Source organism: Salidesulfovibrio brasiliensis JCM 12178 (genome assembly GCF_001311825.1).
In the GTDB taxonomy this organism is placed as follows: Bacteria; Desulfobacterota; Desulfovibrionia; order Desulfovibrionales; family Desulfovibrionaceae; genus Pseudodesulfovibrio; species Pseudodesulfovibrio brasiliensis.
The window spans coordinates 33,341-54,617 of sequence record NZ_BBCB01000007.1 but is presented as its reverse complement, the minus strand read 5'-3'; the positions used below and the strand labels follow the sequence as shown (position 1 = coordinate 54,617).

The 21,277-nt window shown below is 59.1% G+C and carries 22 protein-coding genes and 4 tRNA genes; 10 read left to right on the top strand and 16 right to left on the bottom strand.

Annotation, left to right across the window (positions count from 1 at the left end):
* Positions 1-143: 143 nt before the first annotated feature.
* The 3 genes from JCM12178_RS04155 to JCM12178_RS04145 form a co-directional block, all read right to left on the bottom strand.
* A tRNA-Gly gene (locus JCM12178_RS04155) sits at positions 144-218 on the bottom strand.
* Positions 219-234: 16 nt separating this feature from the next.
* Positions 235-309, bottom strand: a tRNA-Cys gene (locus JCM12178_RS04150).
* 13 nt (positions 310-322) lie between these two features.
* A tRNA-Gly gene (locus tag JCM12178_RS04145) sits at positions 323-397 on the bottom strand.
* Positions 398-621: 224 nt separating this feature from the next.
* On the opposite strand from JCM12178_RS04145, the gene dksA reads away from it, so the two are divergent.
* Both dksA and JCM12178_RS04135 read left to right on the top strand, forming a co-directional pair.
* Positions 622-984 carry an RNA polymerase-binding protein DksA gene (dksA, locus tag JCM12178_RS04140; RefSeq protein WP_054649012.1) on the top strand — a complete coding sequence of 121 codons (363 nt, stop codon included), beginning with the start codon at positions 622-624 and terminating at the stop codon, positions 982-984.
* A 21-nt stretch (positions 985-1,005) separates the two neighbouring features.
* Positions 1,006-2,520, top strand: a complete 1,515-nt coding sequence (locus JCM12178_RS04135; protein WP_054649010.1) for an NFACT RNA binding domain-containing protein — start codon at positions 1,006-1,008, stop codon at positions 2,518-2,520.
* A gap of 129 nt (positions 2,521-2,649) precedes the next feature.
* On the opposite strand, the gene JCM12178_RS04130 is transcribed toward JCM12178_RS04135, so the two are convergent.
* The 4 genes from JCM12178_RS04130 to JCM12178_RS04115 form a co-directional block, all read right to left on the bottom strand.
* Positions 2,650-3,630 (bottom strand): VgrG-related protein, encoded by a 981-nt coding sequence (locus tag JCM12178_RS04130; protein WP_245628606.1) that lies wholly within the window; start codon positions 3,628-3,630, stop codon positions 2,650-2,652.
* 95 nt (positions 3,631-3,725) lie between these two features.
* Positions 3,726-4,817: an A/G-specific adenine glycosylase gene (mutY, locus tag JCM12178_RS04125; RefSeq protein ID WP_054649009.1), complete on the bottom strand. Its 1,092-nt coding sequence runs from the start codon at positions 4,815-4,817 to the stop codon at positions 3,726-3,728.
* Between the two features lie 10 nt (positions 4,818-4,827).
* Complete coding sequence (gene gpmA / locus JCM12178_RS04120; protein ID WP_054649007.1) at positions 4,828-5,592, bottom strand: 2,3-diphosphoglycerate-dependent phosphoglycerate mutase; 765 nt, start codon at positions 5,590-5,592, stop codon at positions 4,828-4,830.
* A 137-nt stretch (positions 5,593-5,729) separates the two neighbouring features.
* Positions 5,730-8,132: a tetratricopeptide repeat protein gene (locus JCM12178_RS04115; protein ID WP_245628605.1), complete on the bottom strand. Its 2,403-nt coding sequence runs from the start codon at positions 8,130-8,132 to the stop codon at positions 5,730-5,732.
* 403 nt (positions 8,133-8,535) lie between these two features.
* Here JCM12178_RS04115 and JCM12178_RS04110 point away from each other — a divergent pair, with 403 nt between their 5' ends.
* Positions 8,536-9,639, top strand: coding sequence for a glycosyltransferase family 4 protein (locus tag JCM12178_RS04110; protein ID WP_054649005.1), 1,104 nt, complete (start codon positions 8,536-8,538; stop codon positions 9,637-9,639).
* Between the two features lies 1 nt (position 9,640).
* On the opposite strand, the gene JCM12178_RS04105 is transcribed toward JCM12178_RS04110, so the two are convergent.
* From JCM12178_RS04105 to JCM12178_RS04090, 5 genes are all read right to left on the bottom strand, one after another.
* On the bottom strand, positions 9,641-10,459 hold the full coding sequence (locus JCM12178_RS04105; protein ID WP_245628604.1) for a lytic murein transglycosylase: 819 nt from the start codon (positions 10,457-10,459) through the stop codon (positions 9,641-9,643).
* A 125-nt stretch (positions 10,460-10,584) separates the two neighbouring features.
* Positions 10,585-10,752, bottom strand: coding sequence for a dual CXXC motif small (seleno)protein (locus JCM12178_RS18150; RefSeq protein ID WP_439646691.1), 168 nt, complete (start codon positions 10,750-10,752; stop codon positions 10,585-10,587).
* A gap of 44 nt (positions 10,753-10,796) precedes the next feature.
* Entirely contained in the window at positions 10,797-12,158 is a 1,362-nt protein-coding gene (locus JCM12178_RS04100) for a TolC family protein (RefSeq protein WP_245628603.1), read from the bottom strand.
* Positions 12,159-12,223: 65 nt separating this feature from the next.
* Positions 12,224-13,006 (bottom strand): MogA/MoaB family molybdenum cofactor biosynthesis protein, encoded by a 783-nt coding sequence (locus JCM12178_RS04095; protein WP_054649001.1) that lies wholly within the window; start codon positions 13,004-13,006, stop codon positions 12,224-12,226.
* 9 nt (positions 13,007-13,015) lie between these two features.
* On the bottom strand, positions 13,016-13,762 hold the full coding sequence (locus JCM12178_RS04090) for a DUF1614 domain-containing protein (protein WP_054648999.1): 747 nt from the start codon (positions 13,760-13,762) through the stop codon (positions 13,016-13,018).
* 127 nt (positions 13,763-13,889) lie between these two features.
* Between JCM12178_RS04090 and rfbA the strand changes: the two genes are divergently transcribed.
* Entirely contained in the window at positions 13,890-14,756 is an 867-nt protein-coding gene (gene rfbA / locus JCM12178_RS04085) for a glucose-1-phosphate thymidylyltransferase RfbA (RefSeq protein WP_054648997.1), read from the top strand.
* A gap of 75 nt (positions 14,757-14,831) precedes the next feature.
* Here the strand turns inward: rfbA and JCM12178_RS18585 are convergent, their stop codons facing one another.
* Positions 14,832-14,975: a hypothetical protein gene (locus tag JCM12178_RS18585; protein WP_172677065.1), complete on the bottom strand. Its 144-nt coding sequence runs from the start codon at positions 14,973-14,975 to the stop codon at positions 14,832-14,834.
* A gap of 326 nt (positions 14,976-15,301) precedes the next feature.
* Here JCM12178_RS18585 and JCM12178_RS04080 point away from each other — a divergent pair, with 326 nt between their 5' ends.
* Positions 15,302-15,934, top strand: coding sequence for a PilZ domain-containing protein (locus JCM12178_RS04080; protein WP_054648995.1), 633 nt, complete (start codon positions 15,302-15,304; stop codon positions 15,932-15,934).
* On the opposite strand, the gene JCM12178_RS04075 is transcribed toward JCM12178_RS04080, so the two are convergent.
* Positions 15,931-16,302, bottom strand: coding sequence for a hypothetical protein (locus JCM12178_RS04075; RefSeq protein WP_054648993.1), 372 nt, complete (start codon positions 16,300-16,302; stop codon positions 15,931-15,933). The two genes, JCM12178_RS04080 and JCM12178_RS04075, sit on opposite strands and share 4 nt — an antisense overlap.
* A gap of 55 nt (positions 16,303-16,357) precedes the next feature.
* On the bottom strand, positions 16,358-16,561 hold the full coding sequence (locus JCM12178_RS04070) for a hypothetical protein (RefSeq protein WP_054648991.1): 204 nt from the start codon (positions 16,559-16,561) through the stop codon (positions 16,358-16,360).
* Positions 16,562-16,786: 225 nt separating this feature from the next.
* Here JCM12178_RS04070 and rdgC point away from each other — a divergent pair, with 225 nt between their 5' ends.
* Genes rdgC through JCM12178_RS04055 form a run of 3 tightly spaced genes read left to right on the top strand, consistent with a single transcriptional unit; the run spans position 16,787 to position 18,486 of the window.
* The gene (gene rdgC / locus JCM12178_RS04065) at positions 16,787-17,401 is read left to right on the top strand and encodes a recombination-associated protein RdgC (protein WP_054648989.1); all 615 of its coding nucleotides are present in this window, start codon (positions 16,787-16,789) and stop codon (positions 17,399-17,401) included.
* Between the two features lie 9 nt (positions 17,402-17,410).
* The gene (locus tag JCM12178_RS04060; protein ID WP_054648987.1) at positions 17,411-17,935 is read left to right on the top strand and encodes a hypothetical protein; all 525 of its coding nucleotides are present in this window, start codon (positions 17,411-17,413) and stop codon (positions 17,933-17,935) included.
* Positions 17,917-18,486, top strand: a complete 570-nt coding sequence (locus JCM12178_RS04055) for an arylesterase (RefSeq protein WP_245628602.1) — start codon at positions 17,917-17,919, stop codon at positions 18,484-18,486. Before JCM12178_RS04060 ends, JCM12178_RS04055 begins: the two co-directional genes overlap by 19 nt.
* On the opposite strand, the gene JCM12178_RS04050 is transcribed toward JCM12178_RS04055, so the two are convergent.
* Positions 18,483-19,151 (bottom strand): TVP38/TMEM64 family protein, encoded by a 669-nt coding sequence (locus JCM12178_RS04050; protein WP_054648984.1) that lies wholly within the window; start codon positions 19,149-19,151, stop codon positions 18,483-18,485. The genes JCM12178_RS04055 and JCM12178_RS04050 overlap by 4 nt on opposite strands.
* A 117-nt stretch (positions 19,152-19,268) precedes the next feature.
* Here JCM12178_RS04050 and JCM12178_RS04045 point away from each other — a divergent pair, with 117 nt between their 5' ends.
* Complete coding sequence (locus JCM12178_RS04045; protein WP_054648982.1) at positions 19,269-20,954, top strand: YcaO-like family protein; 1,686 nt, start codon at positions 19,269-19,271, stop codon at positions 20,952-20,954.
* 47 nt (positions 20,955-21,001) lie between these two features.
* Positions 21,002-21,088 (top strand) — tRNA-Leu (locus JCM12178_RS04040).
* Positions 21,089-21,277: the final 189 nt, after the last annotated feature.

The following is a 21,277-nucleotide window of genomic DNA, read 5'->3' as shown; positions in this document are numbered from 1 at the left end:
GTGGGAATTGATTTCCTGTCTCCCGAGATTTGCAGGGACCGTACCGGATCACGCCAGCGAACGAATCTTTATGCAAAAAACATCTCAACCACCTGAAAGCACAAAACAAAAAGGCCGACCCTTGAAGGATCGGCCTGAAAATCTGGAGCGGGAAACGAGATTTGAACTCGCGACTTCGACCTTGGCAAGGTCGCACTCTACCACTGAGTTATTCCCGCTCGAAAGCTGTATAAATGGAGGCGGCATCCGGATTTGAACCGGAGAATGGAGGTTTTGCAGACCTCTGCCTTACCACTTGGCTATGCCGCCCGGTATGTCAAAGTGGAGCGGGAAACGAGATTTGAACTCGCGACTTCGACCTTGGCAAGGTCGCACTCTACCACTGAGTTATTCCCGCTCGCTGCGCTTTGCTGTTGCAAAAGCGAAGTGAGTTCTAACGGCGACCCCCTGAACTGTCAAGGGAATTTTTGAAAAATCTTTCAGGCTCGGAACTTGGCATCCGGAATGCAGTAAAAGCTTTACTTTCATGCCGGTTTTGGTTTACGCAGCCCGTTTAGTTGGATAGTATTACAAGACTGGCAATACTCTGTGGCACAGTACCGAAACTCTTAGGAGCAATGAATGGACGCCAAGGATATCCAGTACTTCCATGATATGCTGACGGGCATGCTCGACGACATCCTCCAGAAGAGTGATCGGACACTCGAGGACATGACCGAATCAGGGGAAGTATACGCCGATCCGGCTGACCGCGCGACCGCCGAATCTGACAGAGCCTTCACTCTTCGCCTGCGCGACCGCGAACGCAAGTTGATCAAGAAGATCCAGCAGGCTTTGCAGCGCATTGAAGACGGTGATTTCGGCATCTGCCAGGACTGCGGCGACGACATCAGCGTGCCGAGGCTCAAGGCGCGCCCCATGACCACCCTGTGCATTGAATGCAAGAGCAAGCAGGAAGAGGATGAACAGGAGCGCGGCGACTAGCCCCGTCCGAATGTAAGCGGCATGGAAGCGAACTTTTTTCGCCGACTGGCGGCGGAACTGGGTCCAGCCCTTGAGGGCAGCAGGATCGACAAGATTTTCGGCCCTGCCCCGGGCGTCTGGAACTTGCGCTTTCACGCACGCCAACTACCAAAGAACATGTTGTTCCGGCCTGCGCGATCGGCAGGCCACCTTTTCTTTACGGACAACAAACCCGCAAACCCGCAGGACGCGCCTGCCGACGTCATGTGGATGCGTAAGCGTCTGCAGGGCCGCCGCATGCTCGAACATCACGTGGACTGGCCGGAACTGCGGCTGGCCTTCAGCCTGACGCCCTCGCGCGAGTTTTCGGAATACACGCACGTCGTCTTCGACATGCACGGAAAGCTCCAGCTATCCAGAGGACTGCCCGAAGGCTTCGACTCCCAGCCCGAATGGCCCGCCTTTGAAGACGTGATGGGAGAAAAGGAAATATGGCGGGACTACCCGCACATTTCCCCGCCGCTTCGCCGCTACCTGCGCGGCCTGCCCGAAGACGAAGCCCACGCCCAATACGCCCGGATTGCGCTCGGCGAAACCGACGCATGCTACGTGGCGCGTGGCAAGGACGACACCCCAAAACCCCCGCTGCCGTGGCCCACAGGCGACGACCTTCGCTTCGAGACCGCCCTTGAGGCGGCGGCAGCCTACGGCGAACCGACACTCTTCCCCATTCTTGAACGAACCGAGAACAAAGATCTGCAACAGCGCAAAAAGTCGGCCCGCCGCCGTATCCGTCGCGCGCTGGCAAAGCTCGATCAGGAACAGGCACGGCTGGAGCAGTTCCGGCAGGACCGCATCAAGGCCGAAGCCATGCAGGCCGAACTCTATCGACTTCAGGACATCGGCGATGCTGAATCCGTGGAACTCAACCACCCCGAGCACGGCGCCGTGATCGTGGAGCTGAACCCGCACCTTACGCCCTCGGAGAACATGGAGCGGTACTTCAAACTGGCGGGCAAGGCAGACCGGGGCTTCCCCCATGTGGAGGCCCGGCGGAAGATGCTGCTCGACGAGATGGAACGTGTGGAGAGCGAACACCTGCCCGAGCGCGAGCAGTCGACAGAGAAACCGAAACAGGTGGCCCGGCTGCCAAAACGCTACAAGGGGCTTGCGGTTCACGTCTTTGTGACAAACGACGGCTTCACCGTGGTTCGGGGCAAGAACAAGAAAGCCAACCACGACATCATCAGCAAGGCTGCCAGCACCTTCGATTACTGGTTTCACGTCGCCGACGGGCCGAGTTCCCACGTCATCCTGCGCCGCGATCATCCGGGGCAGGAAGTCCCGGAAACCAGCCTGCGACAAGCCGCAACGCTCTGTGCCAACAAGAGCTGGCGCAAGGACGACAGCCGGGCGGACGTGATGTACGCGCTGGTCAAGGATGTCAGGAAAGTAAAGGGCTTCGCCCATGGACAGGTGGTAGTGGACGACACCGTCGGCGTGGTCCGCACCGAGCCGGACTCGAATATTGAGAAACAGCTCCGCAAGGAAGTCTGATCCCCATAAAATGAAAGGAGACGAGCGTTCCCCAACACTCGTCTCCACTCACCGGATCGCCCGGACTCCCCTCCGGGCCTGTATCGACAGGCTAGACGACCCGGTTGACCTGCATGCTCGAGAGCATGTTCAGGGCAATTTCCTTCTCCGATTCCAAGCGGTTGCCGACGGCTCCTGCACTCGCTCCGTGCTGGAGCCGAACTGGCCCTTGCGGGTATCGTAGACATTCTCGATCAGTTTACGGCTGAATTCGCCGCCCTGCGCCCGGCCAAGGAACGCATTGATCGCCTTGCTGAAAATTCCTGCCGCGCCAGTGGGACCATGCTGCACCGAGGTGCTCCAGAGCACTTCCTGCACGATGGGTGGGGCGTTATCGATGTCGATACCGGTCTGGCCGAGAACCTTCTGCCGTGCGGTGTCGTAGTATTCACCCTTGATGAAGCCGTGCTGCAATTCCTCGAACCGCTCCGGCTGCTGGGCCGCGATGCGCTGCCACTCTGCGGGCATCGCCCCGCTCTTGCCGCCGGTCTCTGCCGGTCCGGCCGAGCGCAAGCGTTCAGCAATATCCGGCGCCTTGTCATCAAGATAATTCAAGAAACTGTCCATTGAACCGGTCTTGGCCGCAATCTGATACTTCCCGTAGGAAGTGCCGCCCACGCTGTCCCAGCCAATGGCGGCGATGCCTTTGGAGCCGGACTCGAATTGCGCCGAGAGGGAGCCATTCACATTCGGGGCAGATGTTGCGGCCTTGACCGCATTCTGCACGGCCTGCATGTTCATTCCGCCCTGCGGTGCCTGTATCTGCGGGGCTGCCGCTGAAATGGCCACAGCCTGCTGCGCTGTGCTTCCCTGCTGTTGCATCAGCCTAGAAATCACGGCCAGCGCATCAAACATCATGACATCATTTATCATGCCACTGTCGAAATTCGCCCCTCCCCCCATTTCGGTGTTCGTTTCACCGAAAAGGTTCTTGGCCATGTTCATCTGCTGCTCGAAAGCCTGATTCAGCTCCGGGGAAACCTTAGGGCTTGGCTTAGCCTGCCCCACACCCAGCGACTGGGTCCCGAGACGCTGCACAGCGTCAATTGCGCTCTTTATACCGATCGACATGCTTCACCTCACGTGTCAAAATCCCGTCAGAAACGGTATTCTCCACACGAGACAAAGCAACCGCCGTGCCAGAACTCATAAAAAGAAATGATTGTTCAGCGAATCAAGAGTGTTGCGAACCTGATATCCTGTTCCATGCATTGCAGCAGCTTTCGATGACCAGACGGAAAGGCGTATTCAGACAGAGCCGAAGGGGCGACAAAACACCCTTCCGTGGCCTCATGAAAAACAGGGGCCGGATCGCCGGGGCATGAGCAAAGATAACAGTGCATTGTCACGCGGAAACGGGTGTAGGCGTAACGGACCACGGTGATCTTCTCTTCGGGACAAATCGAAAGCTCGGTTTCTTCACGGTACTCGCGGACCAGCGTCTCCTCAGGACTTTCGCCCTCTTCCATCACGCCGCCCGGAAACTCCCAGAGGCCGGGCCAGACGTCGTCGGGCCTGCGCTTCTGTATGAGCACCCTGCCCTCATGCACGAGCACCCCGGTAACCATCTCGATGCGAACGGTGCCCTTTTTTGCCTTGGGCAGCGGGCGGTCCCAGACCACGTTGGCCTCATGCGCCGCGCAATACGGCTGCACGGGACAGAGATCACACAACGGCTTCTTGCGGCAGACCAACGCGCCAAGCTCCATGAGCGCCTGATTGAAGTCGCGGGGGCGATCTTCGGGCATGGTCGATCGTACCAGCCGCTCTGCCTCGCGCTTGAGCTCGCCTGTGCCCGCCGCGAGGCTCAAGTCGTCCATGCGGGCAAAGACGCGCATGACGTTGGCGTCAATGCAGGGTTCAGGAAGGTTGAAGGCGATGCTTGCGATGGCCCCGGCCGTGTACTCGCCCACGCCGGGCAGTTCGCGGATGGCGTCAAGGCTGTCGGGAAAACGGCCATCATGGTTTTCAACCACGAGCCGGGCCGCCTTGAGAACATTTTTGGCCCGCGAATAGTAGCCGAGGCCCTCCCAGAGCTTGAGCACGGTTTCTTCGTCCGCGCCCGCAAGGGCACGGATATCCGGGAACCGCTCCATCCAGCGCCGAAAGTACGGCACCACACGGTCCATCTGGGTTTGTTGAGCCATGATCTCCGACATCCATACATGATATGGATCATAGCCCTTGCGCCATGGCAGGTCGCGGCGGTTGGCGTCGAACCAGTCGAGCAGCGCCTGAGTGAATGCGTTCGTGTCCACCCGAGAGGGATTACCCGTCCTCGGAAGACTTGGCAACAGCCGCCTGATTGGCCACGGCCTCGGCTTTGCGCGCCGCCTCGTCCGGATCGCCCAGATAGTACCGATCAACGGCCTTGAGCGACCCGTCCAGTTCATACACAAGCGGGACACCGGTTGGTATGTTCAGTCCGGTAATGCTCTGCTCGTCCATGCCGTCGAGATACTTGACCAGCCCGCGCAGGGAGTTGCCGTGCGCCACCACAAGCACGCGGCTGCCGCTGCGAATCTGCGGGGCAATGACATCGAACCAGTAGGGCATGGTCCGGGAGATGGTCATCTTGAGGCTTTCACAGCGCGGCAACTCCGATTCAACCAGATGCGCGTAGCGTGGATCGTGCCCCGGAAAACGCTCGTCGGACGGGTCCAGTTCCGGTGGAGGGATGTCGAAACTACGCCGCCACTCGAAGACCTGATCGTCCCCGTACTTTGCGGCGGTCTCTGCCTTATTCAGCCCCTGAAGCGCTCCGTAGTGCCGCTCATTGAGCCGCCACGTCCGGTATACCGGGAGCCACATGAGGTCCATCCGGTCGAGCACCAGCCAGAGCGTCCGTATGGCGCGCTTGAGTAAGGATGTATGGCAAACGTCAAAGGAAAACCCGGCCTGCCGGAGCAACTCCGCTCCCTCGACGGCCTCGGTCACGCCCTGCTCGGTGAGGTCCACGTCGGTCCAGCCCGTAAAGCGGTTCTCCAGATTCCAAGTGCTTTGCCCGTGCCTGATGAGAACGAGTTTATGCATAAGCGACTCCTTGGCGGATTGGTGTTCCAGAGCTTACGGATAGCATGCGGGGCACGTCGCATGAAGGATTTTTTTACCCGACTTGATACGAAAAAAAGGCCGCTGAGCGCGGCCTTCCTTTTCGCATGCTTTTCCGGTCAATACCGTCTTGGCGCTGTGCCTTTCAACTCGGTGTCGAGTTGGTCGAAGAGTTGCTGCTTACGTTTTTCAAAGCCTGCAGCACTCTTGATGGCCGCAAAGGCCAAAGCCAGAGCGCTGAGAATGATGACAAACCCCTTGGTCACTTCCCACTGATTCTCGCGCAGGGTGGTGACAAGCCAGTTGCCCTGCACGTCCTGCGTGAACCAGATGAACCCCGGAACGCCGATGAAGGCAAGGCCGAGGCCAACCAGCTCGAACCAGATGAATGACTTGCCAAGCATGAGCACGAAGAGGGTACTGTCACGCACGATACGCAGCGTGACCAGCCTGCCGCTCAAGGTCTCGACGCGTTTCTCTATCTCCTCGACATATTGCGTGGCGAGTCGAAAATTGTCGGCCTGCTTGAGATACTGGGTCTTGATCCAGTTTATCTTCTCGACGCAGTAGTTGAAGTCGCGATTGAACTCCACCAGCAGCTTGGGAAACGGGAACCAGGCGGCTTCCTTCTGGATTTCCTTGATGCGCTCGGAAAGAAAGTCGACGTTGCTGTTGATGCGCTTGAGCTCCAGCTGAACCTGCTTCTCCAGCCGTTCGCTGAAGCGGTCCATGCCGCGGCTGAGCATACGATAGGCCACGTAGTTGTTGACCTCGGCAGTCTTCTTGAGCCGCTGGAGCTCCTCTTCCGCCGCATCGTGGAAAGGGTGCTTTCTGTCGAACCGCTTGTCCAGTTCGTCAATGTACTCGTCAAGCTTCTTCCGCAGCTCCTCGGCATCCTTCTCAGCCTCATTCCACTTGTCCCACAAAAAGCTGAGCAGTTGCACCCTGCCGCGCTCTAGCTCCGGGTCCACCAAAATGCGGTTGAATACGTTCGGGTCCATGTTGATGAGATCAAAGAACAGGTCCATGGCCTGACCGGTGAAGCCGAGCTTGACCATGCAGACCCCCTGCCGGTAGAGCGGCTCGATCCAGCCGGGGCAAAGCGCGTTGACACGCTTGTACAGGGCGTTTGCCTCCTTGAAGTGGTCCTGCACCTCCTGAAGACGAGCCTGAAGAAAAACCAGATACCCTTGCTGCAATGGCGTAAAGGCCAGCCGCTCGGCCTCCTGCCAGTGAAAAAGCGCCTGAACGTAATCATTCTGCTCCAGATTCACGAACCCGAGAAGCGACTGGGGCTGGTAGCTGCGTGTATACTTTGCCACTCCTTTCTTGGCTTCGGTCTCGGCAAGGGCCACATCTTCATTGACCAGTGCGTCCAGACCGGCCCAGAAATGGTCGCCTTCTTCCGGGCCGAGCTGGTCGAACCCTTCGGCCCACTCCTTGGCCTTGCTGCGCCAGACCTTGCGGAGCGTTCGGAACTGGGTCGGACTGTTGACCTCGAATATGGCCTGCAACACAATGGAACCGTCCGATTTCTTGTCTCCAAGAAGCTCCATCGCCGTGGCGGGGAAGTTGTCAATGTCAATACGGGAGTTGATCTCCGTCACGCCCTCATTGATTGCGTCGAGATTCAAACCGGCGAGCCTGTTCCATGCGTGGGTGGGCTGCATGCCGAACGACTTGGTCGGGCAATCGGCGGGCAGATGGTTTTTCTGGCCGCAATAAAAGCACTCCAGCCCCTCCCCCTGCGTCAGCGGAACGGCGATGCTCACTTCGATGGTGCCGTAGTCGGCCTCGCCGCCCTCCTTTCTGAGCCTGAGGTTGCACCACGACTCCAAGGTTGTCTGACTCTTGCCGTAACGCGAGTCGCTCAAGATGAACCATGGCGACAGGATAAACCCGTCAACGAACCGCATATGCGGGAAATCGGGAGTGAGGCGGTTCCAGTCAAGCCCGACCTTCTTCGGCAGCTCCTGCGTGAACGGCAGGTCGCCCTGCGGAACGGCTGCCATGACAACGGGCCAGTACTTCTTGCTCTCATCAGCCTTGGCCTCGCTGATGAGGTTGAGCATGTCCGTGCAGAAGGTTCGCAGCAGCCGGACATTATCCAGCGGGAAAAAGAGGAACCCTTCGTTGACGTCCGCGATGTACTTCAGGCCCAGACGCTTCATCAGCTCCTGGATTTCGTGGGAGAAGTCACGCCAGCCGACGATGCTCTCCTTGTCACCGCCCTTTCCGAGGGGCTTGATGATGAAATACCAGCGAAGCGTCGACTCGTAGTCAAGCCCTTGGTCCGCCTGAAGAAGCTTCCATTCCAGAGAGGATATCCCCTCCGGCTTGCCGCTGGCTTTCAGGCCGAGCCCCGCGACATTGTTGACCTCCGCTTCAAGCTTGGGGTGCACCCATACTTCGAAGTCGGATGGCGGGCCGACCTGCTGCGCCGTCAGTTCCTGCGGCACGGAAAGGGATGTGGAGAGGTCGTAACCCACAAGGAACGCAGCGGAAAAAATCTGACAGAACACGGAAATGGAGTTGACGCGAGCCCATGTCTGCAGCCGCGCAAGCGCTGAACACTTCGGTTCCGGGGCTGAACCACAGGGCCTGACTGTTCTCTTCTGTCATGAGAATACAGCCGTAGTCTCGCATTGTGTGCGGTATCGCGGAATTCAGCTTGCCGTCCCAGACCATCCAGACGGTATAGCCCGTGCTGACCATTCGGGACTGGCTGATCTCCGGCAGAGCGCTCACGAGCGAGGATAGATGCTGCATTTTCTCCTGTTCTCCTGATGTGTTGGACGGGGCTTCCGGTGGAAAGATTTTCCCCGGGGGAGCTATGCAATTACGATTCCAAACATTTTTGCACCCCGGACTTGCAAAGGCGTCCTCGTCCTGTCATCTTCCTGAAAAGACCAAATCTCATAATCCATGAAAATCTTTCAAGTCATCAACGTTCGCTGGTACAACGCCACAGCATGGTATGCCGTGGAGCTTTCGCGACTGCTTGCCGAGGCCGGTCACGAAGTGTTGGTACTCACGCAGGAAGGAACGCCTCCCGAGCGCAGGGCCATGGACCTCGGTCTGCATGTTCAGTCCGTGGACCTGAACACCTCCAACCCCGCTCGGCTGGCCGCCGCAACAGCACATATCACGAAACTGTTGCGATCGCATAGGCCTGATATCGTCAACTGCCACCGGGGCGAAGGCTTTTTCATATGGGGAGCGCTCAAGGCTCTCGGCTTTCCCTTCAAGCTGGTGCGCACTAGGGGCGACCAGCGCCTGCCCAAGAGCGATCCGCTCAACCGCTGGCTGCACGCCTCAGTGGCGGACTCGGTCATAGTGACCAACAAACGCATGGCCTCCCACTTCCTGAACCGCATGAAGACTCCTGAAAAACAGCTCTGGCTGATTCACGGCGGCATTGACAGTGACCGATTCAGCTTTGACGGGGAAGGACGAAAACGCGTGCGAGCCGAGTTCGGCTTCACCGACGAGACCACAGTGGTGGGCCTGCTGGGCCGGTTCGACCACGTCAAGGGCCAGCGAGATCTCATCCGCGCGGTCGCCTCTCTTCGGGATCAAGGCCGCAAGGATATTGCCCTCCTTTTCATCGGCGCGGACTCCGCAACTTCGGGAACGGAAATCGAAGGCTGGCTTCGTGATACTGGCATTGAAGGCTGTACGGCCATCAGCGGCTGGCGCGAGGACGTTTCATCCTGCATCTCGGCCCTCGACCTCGGCGTATGCGCGTCCCTCTGGTCCGAGGCCATCGCCCGCTCGGCACTGGAAATCATGTCCTGCGGCGTGCCGCTCGTCTCCAGCCGCGTTGGCGTGATGCCCGACCTCGTCTCCGAAAACGGCCTGTACCATCCCGGCAACATCACGGAACTTGCCTCGCTCATCGAACAGGCCACGCGCGGCCCCCTCAGAAAAACGCTGCGCGATGCGCAGGAGCGCACCATCTCACAGCTCTCGAATGCGGAGTTTCTTCGCCGCACCGAAACCGTCTATGAAGGATTGTTGAGCGGGTAACTCAGCCGCCGAACAGTTCTCGCGTTCTGCGCAACTTGTCGGCTACGGCGTCCACTGTCATGGCGTAGCTCATGGAGTGGTTGTAGCGGTAGATGACCTTGAGCCGCTGCTCTTCGGACATGCCCTTCTTCCAGCCATGTTCCTTGAGATAATTAGCCATGCTGTGCAGGGCGTCGGCCTTTACGAACAGATCCACCCGACCGTCTCCATCACCGTCCACACCGTAATGTTTGGCGGTGCTGGGCATGAACTGACAGATACCTATGGCACCGTAGAGGGAGCCCGGAATGGTGAAAGGGTCCTGCGCATTCTGGCGCGCATACTCCACCAGCGCAAGCAGCTCGCCATACGCCCAGTCACCTTTTTGCCGGGTGCGCTCGACCAGCCACCGCTTCATATCCTCGGACATGGTCACGTCGGCAAACTGCTCCTCGATGAGCGCATAATCTCCGGCCAGCGCCATGCTTGCCAACACAGGCATGGCCTTGTGCCGCCCGGTGTTGGTACCGAGCCGGGTTTCCACCAGCAACAGGGCGACGATATGATCGCCGTCCACCCCGTAGCGCTCATAGGCCGATTCAAGGGTCTCCCGGTTATCGCGCAGATAGGCATACGCCCCGGCAATGAGGATGGGATTGAGGTACCGCTCCATGACCTGCGGCTCCTCGGCCCTACGCACACCCTTGGCCGCCTGCTTGGTGTTCAGCAGGGTCCGCATCTTGTGGCCCATGTGGTCAGGATCGAATTCGAGTGCTTCGCGAGAGAACAGCGCTTCGGCGTATTCACGCTCGATACCATCGTCCACGAGGCGTTCGACCACTGGCTGCCAAATGCCGACATCAATCGTGCTTTCGGCAGAAGCTTCCCCCGGCAGCAAGCGCCATGAACGTCAGAGCCGCCATGAAGGCGGCTCCGGTCAGGGCATACAAGTGCCTGAAAATATATCTACATTCTGTCCAATGGGACAAAGGCGACATCCTCGTCAAAGTCATCGTCCAGCTTGGCGACGAGTTCCGGTATGGGGTGCCTTCCGCCGCAGTCCGGACATTCGTACCAGACTTCATGGCAGCTGCGTGCAACACGCATGTCACCGGAACACTCCGGGCATGGCACCGAGCTTTTTGCAGAAAGGTTGGGGCGACGAAAGAAAGCCACCGCTATTCGACCTCCAGACCGGCGTTCTTTTCGCCCATGGCCACGTAGAGGTTGGCAATGGCGACCTTGTAGTCGGCCAGTGCCTCAATGAGTTGGGCTTCACTGTTGGTCACACGGGACTGGGCATCAAGCACGTCGTTGTTGGTGCCGACCTGTGCCTGATAACGGGCAAGGGCCATGCGGTAGGATTCCTTGGCGGACTCCACGGACTTTCGCGCCACGCCGATGCGGTCGGACGCTTCCTTGATGCTCAGGATGGCCTGCTTGACCTCGAACCCTGCATTCAGGCGGGTGTTTTCCAGTTCGGCTTCAAGCTGGGTGACGGTCTCGTCGACCTGCTTGTAATCGTAGTAGTCGGAGCCCCACTCCCAAACGGTCCAGGATGCGCTGACTCCGGCGCTCAAGGTTTCATGGGCGCTGTGCGGAATGCCGCCACGGTCAAGGTCCGCATCCCTGCCGGTCTTCTTGTAGGAGACCGTGCCGTCCACCGAGGGCATGAAACTGGACATGGCAATCCCGGCATCCTTGGCAGCAATCTCCACTGCCTTCTCCCCGATCTTAAGGTCGGGACGCGCCTTGTAGGCACGGTCAAGGCACTGGCGAAGAGTCAGGTTGAAAGGGTCGTAATCAAGCGAACCCACATAATTAACATCCGCGGTCAACGGAAGGTTCAGCAGGGTGTTGAGCTTCGCCACCTGCGTGGAAACCGCGTTACGGGCCTTGAGCAGGTCCTGTTCTGCGGTGGCGAGTTCGACTTCCGCCTGCAACACGTCGACGCGGGGCTTCAGGCCCACATCGTAGAACGCGGTGTTGACCTTGAGCTGGGAACGAAGGCGCTCGACGGAATCCTCGGCGCTTTTCACGTCCATGCGGGCACGCAGCAGGCTGACGAAGTTCGTCTGGATTTCCTTGAGGACGGTCAGTTCCACATTTTCCAGATTGGCTTCGTTGCTTTTATTCTGGAGTTTCTTCTTCTGGTAGTTGTTGAGCAGGGAGAAGCCCTTGAAGATGGGCTGGGTCACGGTCACGGAACCGGTCCACCCGGCCTTGCCCACATAGACCTGTTCGCGATCGTAGGTCTTGTAGTCATAGCCGGTGCTCACAGAAGGCAGGAAGTCGCCGATTGCAGACTTTTCACCGTATCCGGAGCCCTTGAGCTGCGACCTCGCGGCGAGGATCGTCGGGTTCGCCTCAAGGCCGCGCTTGACGCAACGCTCCAGAGTGTACTCCCCTGCCGCTACGTTGCCGCCTTCCTGAGCAAACGCGGGAAAAGCGGATAACAACGTGAAAACGATGGAAAAAATAAAAACGAAGCGTTTAGCCATTGTGGGCGACCCCTTGAGTATCTCGATAACTGTCTTCATATACCGTCAAACTATCCGTTCAGCAATAGCAAGTTGCGGGTGCAACCGCAAGAGAGAAAACACCGTTAACACCGAAGTGTAGCACAATCCGATGGGTCTCCGTGCAGCTTGTCCATGGTGTGTCCCAACGTGGGCAGAAGCGGTGCGAGACACTCCCGAACCGCCTTGGGGCTGCCGGGCATATTCACAATGATTGCCCCGCCGAGCGTTCCTGCCACAGCGCGGGAGACCGCACCATGGGGCGTCTTGGCAAGGCTTGCCGCCGTCATGGCCCGTTCGAATCCGGGCAGACGCTTTTCTATCACCGAAAGCGTTGCCTCCGGGGTAACATCCCTCGGGGCCACCCCGGTCCCGCCGGTGGTCATGATGAAATCAAACCCCTGCACCAGCGCGAGGTCCACCAGCAGCGCACGCAGTTGCCGCTCGTCATCCGGCAGGATAAACCCCTGCGCATAGCGCAGCCCAAGCTTCTCCCCGACGAGTTCCGCGATGAGCGGTCCTGATTCGTCATGCCGTTTTCCGGCGGCACCTTTGTCACTGAGCGTGATCCACGCAAGCGCCGGGCCTCTGGATACAGCCTCGGCAGTGACATCCCCAGCAGGGATGTCTTCCAACGCCTCGGCCAGCACCACCCTGCCCGATGCCGCAGATGCTCCGGCCGAATTCCACGAAACTGAAAGGATTCTCAGCAGGTCGCGGCCACCGCTCTGGAGCACGGCTCCAACAGGAAGGCCGCACAGGTCAGCAACGCACGCGGCCGGGAAACCGGGGCATGCTCCAGCGCCGACGAATATCCGCTCACCAGCCCGAACCGGGCGCGCAAAAGCCAGAGAACGTGCTTCGCTCATGTCGTCCTCCTAGGTAAGCAGCGCACCGGCCACACCGGCGAGAAAAACGCCGCCAAAAGTTCCCGCGCCGCCGATTGCCACCAGCGGGGCCGCAAGCTGCTTGCGCCGCTCCGGCATGACAAGCGGCAGCACGTTTGCGCCAAGCAATGTCCCGAGCGAACCGCCCACATACGCCGCAAGCGGAGCCACCGGGCCGGGAATCAGGATGATGGTGGTGGCAAGCGTGGCGATGAGCGGGGCGAAAACCGGAATGCGAAATCCGGTGAGCACGTCATTGCGACTAAGCGCAAAGCTGACAGCGGTCACTGCCGCAGTGGTCAGGCCGAGCCAGAGCAGCGTCTCGGCAAGCCCGGGCATGTTCGGGACGTCGATGACTCTTGAGCGGACGAAAAAGCTCAGGCTGAGCAGCACCGGGAAAACGCAGCCGCCGAGGTTCACCGCAAAGACCTGCTTCTTCAGCTCGTTGGTCGGTTCCTGATATTCGATCTGGCGGTTGAACCCGTCAAAGCGAAAATGCATGGAGCCGCGCCCCTGCACCAGCACCAGCTTTTCGCTTGTATAAACCGGGATGTTCACGGCCCGTCCCACGAGGATTGCCAGCAGCAGGAAGAAGCCCTGTCCGGTCGTCATGCCGAGGCGGCCGAAGGCCTCGGTAACAGCCCCTACGGGCAGAACAACGAGCAGAAAAAACAGGGCCACCAGCAGCAGAAGGGACGCGAGAAGACCGCCGGTGAAATGGAAATAGGGATAGTTCATTATTACCTCATAATTGTTGGCCGGAGCGACGGGTTGCCAACGGTGCCACGGGACCGTTATACTCCATGCGCTCGTGCAGCACCGATAGCGTAATACGTCCAGCAAGTAAATCAAGCCTGGAGGCTCCATGAAAGGTATAATTCTGGCCGGCGGGTCCGGGACTCGGCTTCATCCCCTGACGCTGGCAGTCAGCAAGCAGTTGCTGCCCGTCTATGACAAGCCGATGATATACTACCCTCTGTCAACGCTCATGATGTCCGGCATCCGCGACATCATGGTCATCTCGACCCCCCACGACCTGCCCCGGTTCGAATCGCTGCTCGGCGACGGCTCACGGGTGGGCATCAACATCTCCTACAAGGTCCAACCCAGCCCGGACGGACTGGCGCAGGCCTTCATTCTGGCAGAACAGTTCATCGGCACGGACTCGTGCAGCCTGATTCTCGGCGATAACATCTACTACGGTCAGGGTCTCATCCGCCTGCTTCAGGAGAGCGCGAATCTCAAGAAAGGCGGCAGGGTGTTTTCCTACCGGGTCAAGGACCCGGAACGCTACGGCGTGGTGGAGTTCGACAAAAACTACACCGCTCTCAGCATCGAGGAGAAGCCCGCCGAACCGCGCTCGCATCATGCAGTCACGGGCCTCTACTTCTACGACAACGACGTGGTGGAGATCGCCAAGAGCCTCAAGCCGTCGCCGCGCGGCGAACTGGAGATCACGGACGTCAACAACGTGTACCTCAAGCGCGGGGACCTGCAGGTTACGCCGCTGGGACGCGGTTTCGCATGGCTGGACATGGGCACTCACGCATCGCTTCACGAGGCCTCCAGCTTCGTCAAGGCCGTGCAGGACAGGCAGGGCCACATCATCGCAAGCATTGAGGAAGTGGCCTACCGCATGGGCTACATCGACGCTGACCGGCTGGAACAGCTTGGTCATGAGCTGGAGAAAACCGGCTACGGACAGTATCTTCTGGATCAGCTTGAATATTAACGAATACGACTCACCAAAGAAAAAGGCGCGATCCCGAAAGGGATCGCGCCTTTTTTTCTGCTGAAAACAAAAATTCTAGTGGTGATCTTCTTCCATGGCCTCGCGCACGCGGATGCAGCCGATCACGACGATCCAGGCGAGGTAGATGAAAATCAGGGACACGCCGGTAAAACCGGCGGCGGTGCTGTGGGCCATGCCGGAAAACAGTTCGCCAATCATCCTCTATATCCTCCTCAGGAAAACACTACCCTTGTTTCGTGAAAAACTGCACATTCTTTCCATGGATCGGTGGAAAAAGTCAAGGGGGTATCGCCCACTTCCATGCCTCTCCCCCGATTATGGCATCATGCGGTTTTCATTTTTCTCTGTTTTGCGTATGTAACACCATCGGAACAATTCTCACAAGGGCATCTCATGGGCTTCTTCTCTTTTCTCAAACGAAAAAAACGACGACGCGGACGATCCTTCCGGCAAGCGCGCCAAGGCGAAAAAGACAGCCAAAAAAAAACGCTGCCAAGGCTGAAGGCGCTGAAAAAACGCCGAAAATGAAGAAGGGCGTCAAGAAAAAGAAAGCCAAGGGGGATAAACACAATCTCTCCCCTCAGGCATTGCGTGAAGAAGAAGAGGCCAAAAAGGCACTTCGAAAAAAGAAAAAGGCTCTCAAGAAAAAGCGGAAGAAAGCAAAGGCCGCAGAGGTCAAACTTGCCAAGAAGGCGAAAAAGAAGTTCTGGTCCCTGCCCTCCAAGCTGCCCCGCATCAAGCTGGGCGGTAAGCGCATGGTCCGCAAGGTCAAATCGGAACCCATTAACGAAGAGGCGCTGGGCTTCACCTTCAAGTCCGAGCGCAAAGAGGATGAGCGCCGTCAGGCCGTGCGGGTGCCGGTGGACGGTCTCGATCTTCGCGTGGACCGTGTCGGTGTGCTCCCCTGCCACAATATCAGCGCCACCGGACTGGCCTTTCGCTTCAGCAAAGCCCGGTTCAAGACCGGCGTTATGCTGAAACTGGCATTCATATACGACAACAAGGTCCGCGCCAGTGAAGTGAAAGCAAAGGTCGTGCGCCACGAGCGCGGGATTGTGGGCTGCGAATTCGAGGAACTCGACTACCGGCAGGAGGACGTCATTTCAAAATTCCTGCTCATCGGCCAGAAGCAGCAGGCCGCACGCCGCAAGGGCTAACCCTCCCGGCGGACGCGCTCCAGAACCCGCTCCAGATTGCTCGGCTGACCCGGCTCATGGGTCGAGGGGTACAGCAGTGCGCTCATGTAGAAGGGGCTGTTGATCTCCAGAGCGGTTTCCGCTGAGGCTGCATACGTTTCCAGCCGCTCCAAGACGTAATCACCAAGCTCGCCGCCCAGAGCCCGGGCCGCTTCCCCGGCTTCCTCCGGCAGACCGGCCACGATCTCCGTCTTCTCCACCATCCATTGCTCGAATCCGGCTTGGTCGCCATGAACGTTCACGGCCTTTTCCGCCTCGGCCTCGCAGCGGGCTATTTCATTTACGGCATTTTCGAGAATATCAACGAGTCTGCTCTTTGCGTCCTGCATGTTCTGCCCTCCGGAGCGGGAAGGTACACACCATCCCACCCGAGGGCAAGAATCATCAAAGAGAACCGCACATGCGCCTGTATGTGTCGCATTCCATCTTGCTGGCAAAGGGACACGGCTCGGTCAAAAACCAACGGCGCTTCGGGCACCAGAACCGGTCCTTGAACGGTTCATTGCAGCCGTCGCGGGTGAGCCGCTTTCGGGCCACCTCGCCGAAACGCACTACACGGCCTTCGGTTTCCACACGCCATACATTCATGGGCGCCCCCTTTGTCTGTCATGCTCGTCAGCGCACGATCGGTTCTCCTTCTTGTGTCCGAATTCCGACATCTGCCGGTGGTAACAGGAATGAATACAATTCCCATGCCGAGCCAGCGCCCGGCAGACTTTTCCCTCGGCAGGAGGGAAAGCTCTTTACAAGAACCGGGAATGGTTCTACCCAAATGACGGCTTACACCACACGACAAACATGAGGACGAACCCTGTGAGCATACTGTCCGCGAGCCTCGGGCTCACCCGCTACCGGATCATTGAGGAAATACCCGGCGAACTGCTGCAGCAAGTGCCGGAACAGCTTGCCCAAAACTCTTTCGTGGATATCGACAACACCGCCGAGGAACGCAGCTTCGGCTGGACCAACATCGACGATTTCCTCGACGTGAACTGGGCTGTTTCCCCCCCGGAAAAGGCCGAGTACTTTGCTTTCTCCATGCGGCTCGAGACCCGCCGCGTGCAGCCCGCCGTGCTCCGCAAGCACTACCAGATCGCCCTCAAGGCCGAGCTTGAGCGCAACAAGGAACAAGGCAAGACCTTTGTCTCCCGCGACCGCAAGCGCGAACTCAAGGAACAGGTGACGCTCAAGCTGCGCGCCCGCTCCCTGCCCGTTCCCGCAGTCTTCGACGTGGTCTGGGCGCCGTCCGTGAACCGTGTCTACCTCGACACCACCAACGCCAAGGCGCGCTCCCTGTTCGAAGACCTTTTCATACAGACCTTCGACATGCACCTCGAGCAGTTGGCCCCCTTCTATATGGCCATGGAAATGCTCGGCGAAGAGTCCGTGGAAAAACTTGAAAACCTCGACCCGACCATTTTTGTCTAGGAGGCGGCCATGGATCTGAATGTCGTTGAACGCGAAAACAACGTCCTCGGACAGGATTTCCTCACCTGGCTCTGGTACCGCATCGAATCCGGTTCCCACATGTTCCAGCTGAGCGACAACACCTTCTATTCCGTGAATATGGAGCAGCGCATCTCCGTGCAGGGCGGCGACGGAGAAGGAACGGAAACCGCCACCGTTAACAGCCCGCGCGGAGAACTCACCGAAGCCAAGACCGGCCTCAAGACCGGCAAGAAGGTCTGCCGCGCCCAGCTGCGCTTCCAGTCCGATGAAGACGAGTGGACCGTGACCATCAAGGCCGAAGACTTTGCCATGTCCGCCCTCAAGACGCCCAAAATCGCCACCAAGGACGAGGAAGGCGACGATCCGGACTCCAAGTTTCTTGAGAAGATTTACCTGATCGACAAAGCCACCGACATGTTCGATACCATGTACAACCAGTTCCTGAAGATCCGTCTCGGCAAGGACTGGGACGAAGAATCCCGCAGAATCAGGGAATGGATCGGGGCTTTGTGATGAAGACGCTGGCCGTTTTCGGGGATTCGCTTGCGGAAGGCTACGGCCTCAAAGCTTCCGACGCCCTGCCCGCAGTGCTGCAACGACTGCTGCGGGCCGAAGGCATGGACATCACCGTGCACAACTTCGGCGTCTCCGGCGAGACCAGCGAAGACGGCCTCGCCCGCATCAAGACCGTTCTCAAAAGCAAGCCCGATGCCGTGGTCATCGAGTTCGGCGCCAACGACTTCTACATCGGCGACGAGCCCGAGTTCATCCGGGAAAACGTCCGCGCCCTCTGCAAGGCGTTTCTGGACAAAAACATCCCGGTCCTCCTCGCGGGCATCAAGGCCATCCCCGACGTTGGCGAAGAGTACAAGGCCGCGTTTGACAGAGTATTCCCGGAACTTGCCGAAGAGCTTGGCGTGCCCTTGTTCCCGGATGTCCTCGCTCCCTACTTCGGCAATCCGCTGAAGACGCTCATGGACGGGCTGCACCCCAACGAATCCGGCGTGGAGAGCATGGCGCAGGCCATGCTGCCCCATGTTCGGCTGTTGATGAAAAAAGCCTAGCGATTTCTGCTCGTTCTCCTCACAAGGAACACGATTATCCCCAGCACCGCCAGCGAGAGCGCGAGTGCGGCCGCTGCCTGCGGATGCGGCACGCCGTGCAGCAGGCCGGACATGACCAGATGGCCGCCCGAGGCCAGCAACAGGGTCTCCGGGACAAGGCAAAGAACGGACATGATGAGAAACGGCAGCAGCCTCACCTCGGTAAGGCCGAGAAGGTAACTGGCGAGCGCGTAATGAAAGACCGGCACGAGGCGGCTGACTGCCAGCATGTGCCACGGCCGGGAACGGCTGAGGTCGCGCATTCGCAGGACCATGGGTTCGCTGCCGAAGTGGCGCAGCAGAGGAATACGAAGCCCGTGCCGGGCCAGCATGAAAGCAATGAACGCACCCATCGCCATTGCTGCGAGGCTGTACGCCGCGCCCCAAAACCAGCCGAAGAGGATTCCCGCCGCCAGCGTGAAGACCGCCTGCGGCAGAAACAGCACGATGCCCAGCGCGTTGAGCCCCACGAACACCGCTGGACCGAGCGGGCCGAGCGACTGCACCCACTGCACAACGCGCCCCACCTGGCCGCCCGCCACCTTTTCAAGCAGCAGGCAGCCGATCACTACGAGAGCGACAAGCATCAGCGCCTTCAGCCTCTTGCGCCCATGCGCTCCTGACATTTCACCTCCAGGCCTCGCGTCAACTTGATTTCACACCAATATGGTCGGCAAAACAGTTCGACATTTACCTACGGACAGTGATACGAAGATTCGGCACAAAATCAAGCGGAGATACCTATGCGTTACGAACTGAAACTGATGGATACCCAAGCGGGTGTGGGCTGCTTTTCGGCCATGCCCGGCCCGAACCTGAGCTTTTCGGAGATGGTCGACCACCTCCGCAAGGCCCCGTTCGACACATATATGCACGAGCACCTGCTCAACGAAATGGGCAAGCACCGCCCGAAAAAGGTGGAAAAGCTCATCAAGGGCGTCATGGCCGACAATGGCAAGAGCGACCCGGCGCTGACCGCCCTGCTCTTCGAGGCCTGCCTCTGCCACGAGCGGCTCGGTAAGTACCAGCCCATGTTCCAAGGCGTGGACATCCCCGCCCTGAGCGGGCACCTGCCCTCCATCCGCATCCGTTCGCACCTGCTGGAAGATCAGCCCGTACACCGCAAATGGGCTCCGCTCTTTGCCAACAACTTTTCTTTTCACGAGCCGCTCCCCGCACCCGAGGAAGCGGGCATAGAGGCCCCGGTCTCCGAAAACGAGCTTCCCGCCCCTGCCGGATACGTGGCAGCGGACGCCCGCCGCGACCTCGATGCCGATCTGCCCCCGGCCAAAGAGCGAAAGGCGCTTGAGGAGACCCGCGATCTGGCGCTCTCCGTGCTTGAAAAGGCGGACGCATTCATCGGCCCGGCCATGGCGCACAAGGCCAGCCTGTCGCCGGTAAACCGCCTGCGGCACTGGTCCGTGAAAGTGCGCTGCTCCAACGGCAGGCACTCGGACTCTCTTTCAGGCATGCAGACCTCATACGGTCGCGGCCTGATTCAGGAGCGCGCCGAGGCCGCCTACGCCATGGAGATGGTGGAACGCTATTCCTCCTACGCCAGCTTTTCCGGCAACGCGATCAAGGGGTACGCCAACGACTATCCGCTCACCTTCGCCAGCATGGATGAGCTTGAAAACGAGGCGCTCGACCTGAACGCGGTCCGACTGGAAGTGCCCTATCAGGGCCAGAAGCTGCACTGGTTCGAAGGCCACGCCCCGGACGGAAGCGGCGCCATCAAGCCGATTCTCATTCCGGCGCAGTTCGTCTTCCTGTTCTGCAACCTCGACGAGCAGCACCTTTTCACGGCGCTCAGCTCCACCGGGCTGGCGTCCGGCAACACTTTGGCCGAGGCCAAGGTCGCCGCGCTGCTGGAGGTCATCGAACGCGACGCGGACGCCACCATCCCGTTCGACCAGTCGCGGGCCTTCCGTATCGAATCGGACGACCCACAGGTGAACCTCCTGCTCAACCAGTACGAGGAGATGGGCATCCACGTCTGGTTCCTCGACATGACGCCGGAGTTCGGCGTGCCGTGCTACAAGTCGGTGGTGCTCGGCAAGAGCGGCGGTCTGGACAAGGGCTCCGGCTCCAGCCTGAAAGGCAGGGACGCGCTCATGTCGGCCATGACCGAGACGCCGTACCCCTTCCCCGGCCCGGCCAGCGCCCCGGCACCGGAAGGCCTCCCGGTCCGCAAACTCGAAGACCTGCCGGACTTCTCCACGGGCAGCGCGGACGGCGACCTGCTGGTTCTGGAAAAGACGCTCTTCAAGAACGGCTACCAGCCCTGCTACGCGGACCTGACGCGCAAGGATTTCGGCATCCCTGTCACGCGGGCGATCATTCCGGGCCTCGAAATCAACTCGGACTTTGACCGCTACACTCGCATCTCCCCGCGTTTATGGGCGAATTACCTCAGGATGTTCTCCTGAACACGGTTGACGTCCCGGCCTGTTGAAGGCTAATCATATCGCCCCATGCCCGGATGGCGGAATTGGTAGACGCAAGGGACTTAAAATCCCTCGGACTTAGGTCTGTGCGGGTTCAACTCCCGCTCCGGGTACCATAAAAATTCAATCAAAAGCGGCTAGTTGCAAGACAAATAGCCGCTTTTGCATTTTCATCTCTCCCCTCTCCAAAAAAGCGCCTGGGGCAAAAAAGTGTCCCATAAATACTTTAAAAGGTGTTTAGGGCAGCTTGGAAAAGTCTCACCATAGAAGTGGCCCATTTTCTCAACTTACATGTCGACTTACAC

Excerpts from the sequence above, each read along its gene's own strand:
- dksA (WP_054649012.1), top strand. The coding sequence starts at position 622 with ATGGACGCCAAGGATATCCAGTACTTCCATGATATGCTGACGGGCATG.
- JCM12178_RS04135 (WP_054649010.1), top strand. The coding sequence starts at position 1,006 with ATGGAAGCGAACTTTTTTCGCCGACTGGCGGCGGAACTGGGTCCAGCC.
- JCM12178_RS04130 (WP_245628606.1), bottom strand. The coding sequence starts at position 3,630 with ATGTCGATCGGTATAAAGAGCGCAATTGACGCTGTGCAGCGTCTCGGG.
- gpmA (WP_054649007.1), bottom strand. The coding sequence starts at position 5,592 with ATGCATAAACTCGTTCTCATCAGGCACGGGCAAAGCACTTGGAATCTG.
- JCM12178_RS04110 (WP_054649005.1), top strand. The coding sequence starts at position 8,536 with ATGAAAATCTTTCAAGTCATCAACGTTCGCTGGTACAACGCCACAGCA.
- JCM12178_RS04100 (WP_245628603.1), bottom strand. The coding sequence starts at position 12,158 with ATGAAGACAGTTATCGAGATACTCAAGGGGTCGCCCACAATGGCTAAA.
- JCM12178_RS04095 (WP_054649001.1), bottom strand. The coding sequence starts at position 13,006 with ATGAGCGAAGCACGTTCTCTGGCTTTTGCGCGCCCGGTTCGGGCTGGT.
- JCM12178_RS04090 (WP_054648999.1), bottom strand. The coding sequence starts at position 13,762 with ATGAACTATCCCTATTTCCATTTCACCGGCGGTCTTCTCGCGTCCCTT.
- rfbA (WP_054648997.1), top strand. The coding sequence starts at position 13,890 with ATGAAAGGTATAATTCTGGCCGGCGGGTCCGGGACTCGGCTTCATCCC.
- JCM12178_RS18585 (WP_172677065.1), bottom strand. The coding sequence starts at position 14,975 with ATGATTGGCGAACTGTTTTCCGGCATGGCCCACAGCACCGCCGCCGGT.
- JCM12178_RS04080 (WP_054648995.1), top strand. The coding sequence starts at position 15,302 with ATGAAGAAGGGCGTCAAGAAAAAGAAAGCCAAGGGGGATAAACACAAT.
- JCM12178_RS04075 (WP_054648993.1), bottom strand. The coding sequence starts at position 16,302 with ATGCAGGACGCAAAGAGCAGACTCGTTGATATTCTCGAAAATGCCGTA.
- JCM12178_RS04070 (WP_054648991.1), bottom strand. The coding sequence starts at position 16,561 with ATGAATGTATGGCGTGTGGAAACCGAAGGCCGTGTAGTGCGTTTCGGC.
- JCM12178_RS04060 (WP_054648987.1), top strand. The coding sequence starts at position 17,411 with ATGGATCTGAATGTCGTTGAACGCGAAAACAACGTCCTCGGACAGGAT.
- JCM12178_RS04055 (WP_245628602.1), top strand. The coding sequence starts at position 17,917 with ATGGATCGGGGCTTTGTGATGAAGACGCTGGCCGTTTTCGGGGATTCG.
- JCM12178_RS04050 (WP_054648984.1), bottom strand. The coding sequence starts at position 19,151 with ATGTCAGGAGCGCATGGGCGCAAGAGGCTGAAGGCGCTGATGCTTGTC.
- JCM12178_RS04045 (WP_054648982.1), top strand. The coding sequence starts at position 19,269 with ATGCGTTACGAACTGAAACTGATGGATACCCAAGCGGGTGTGGGCTGC.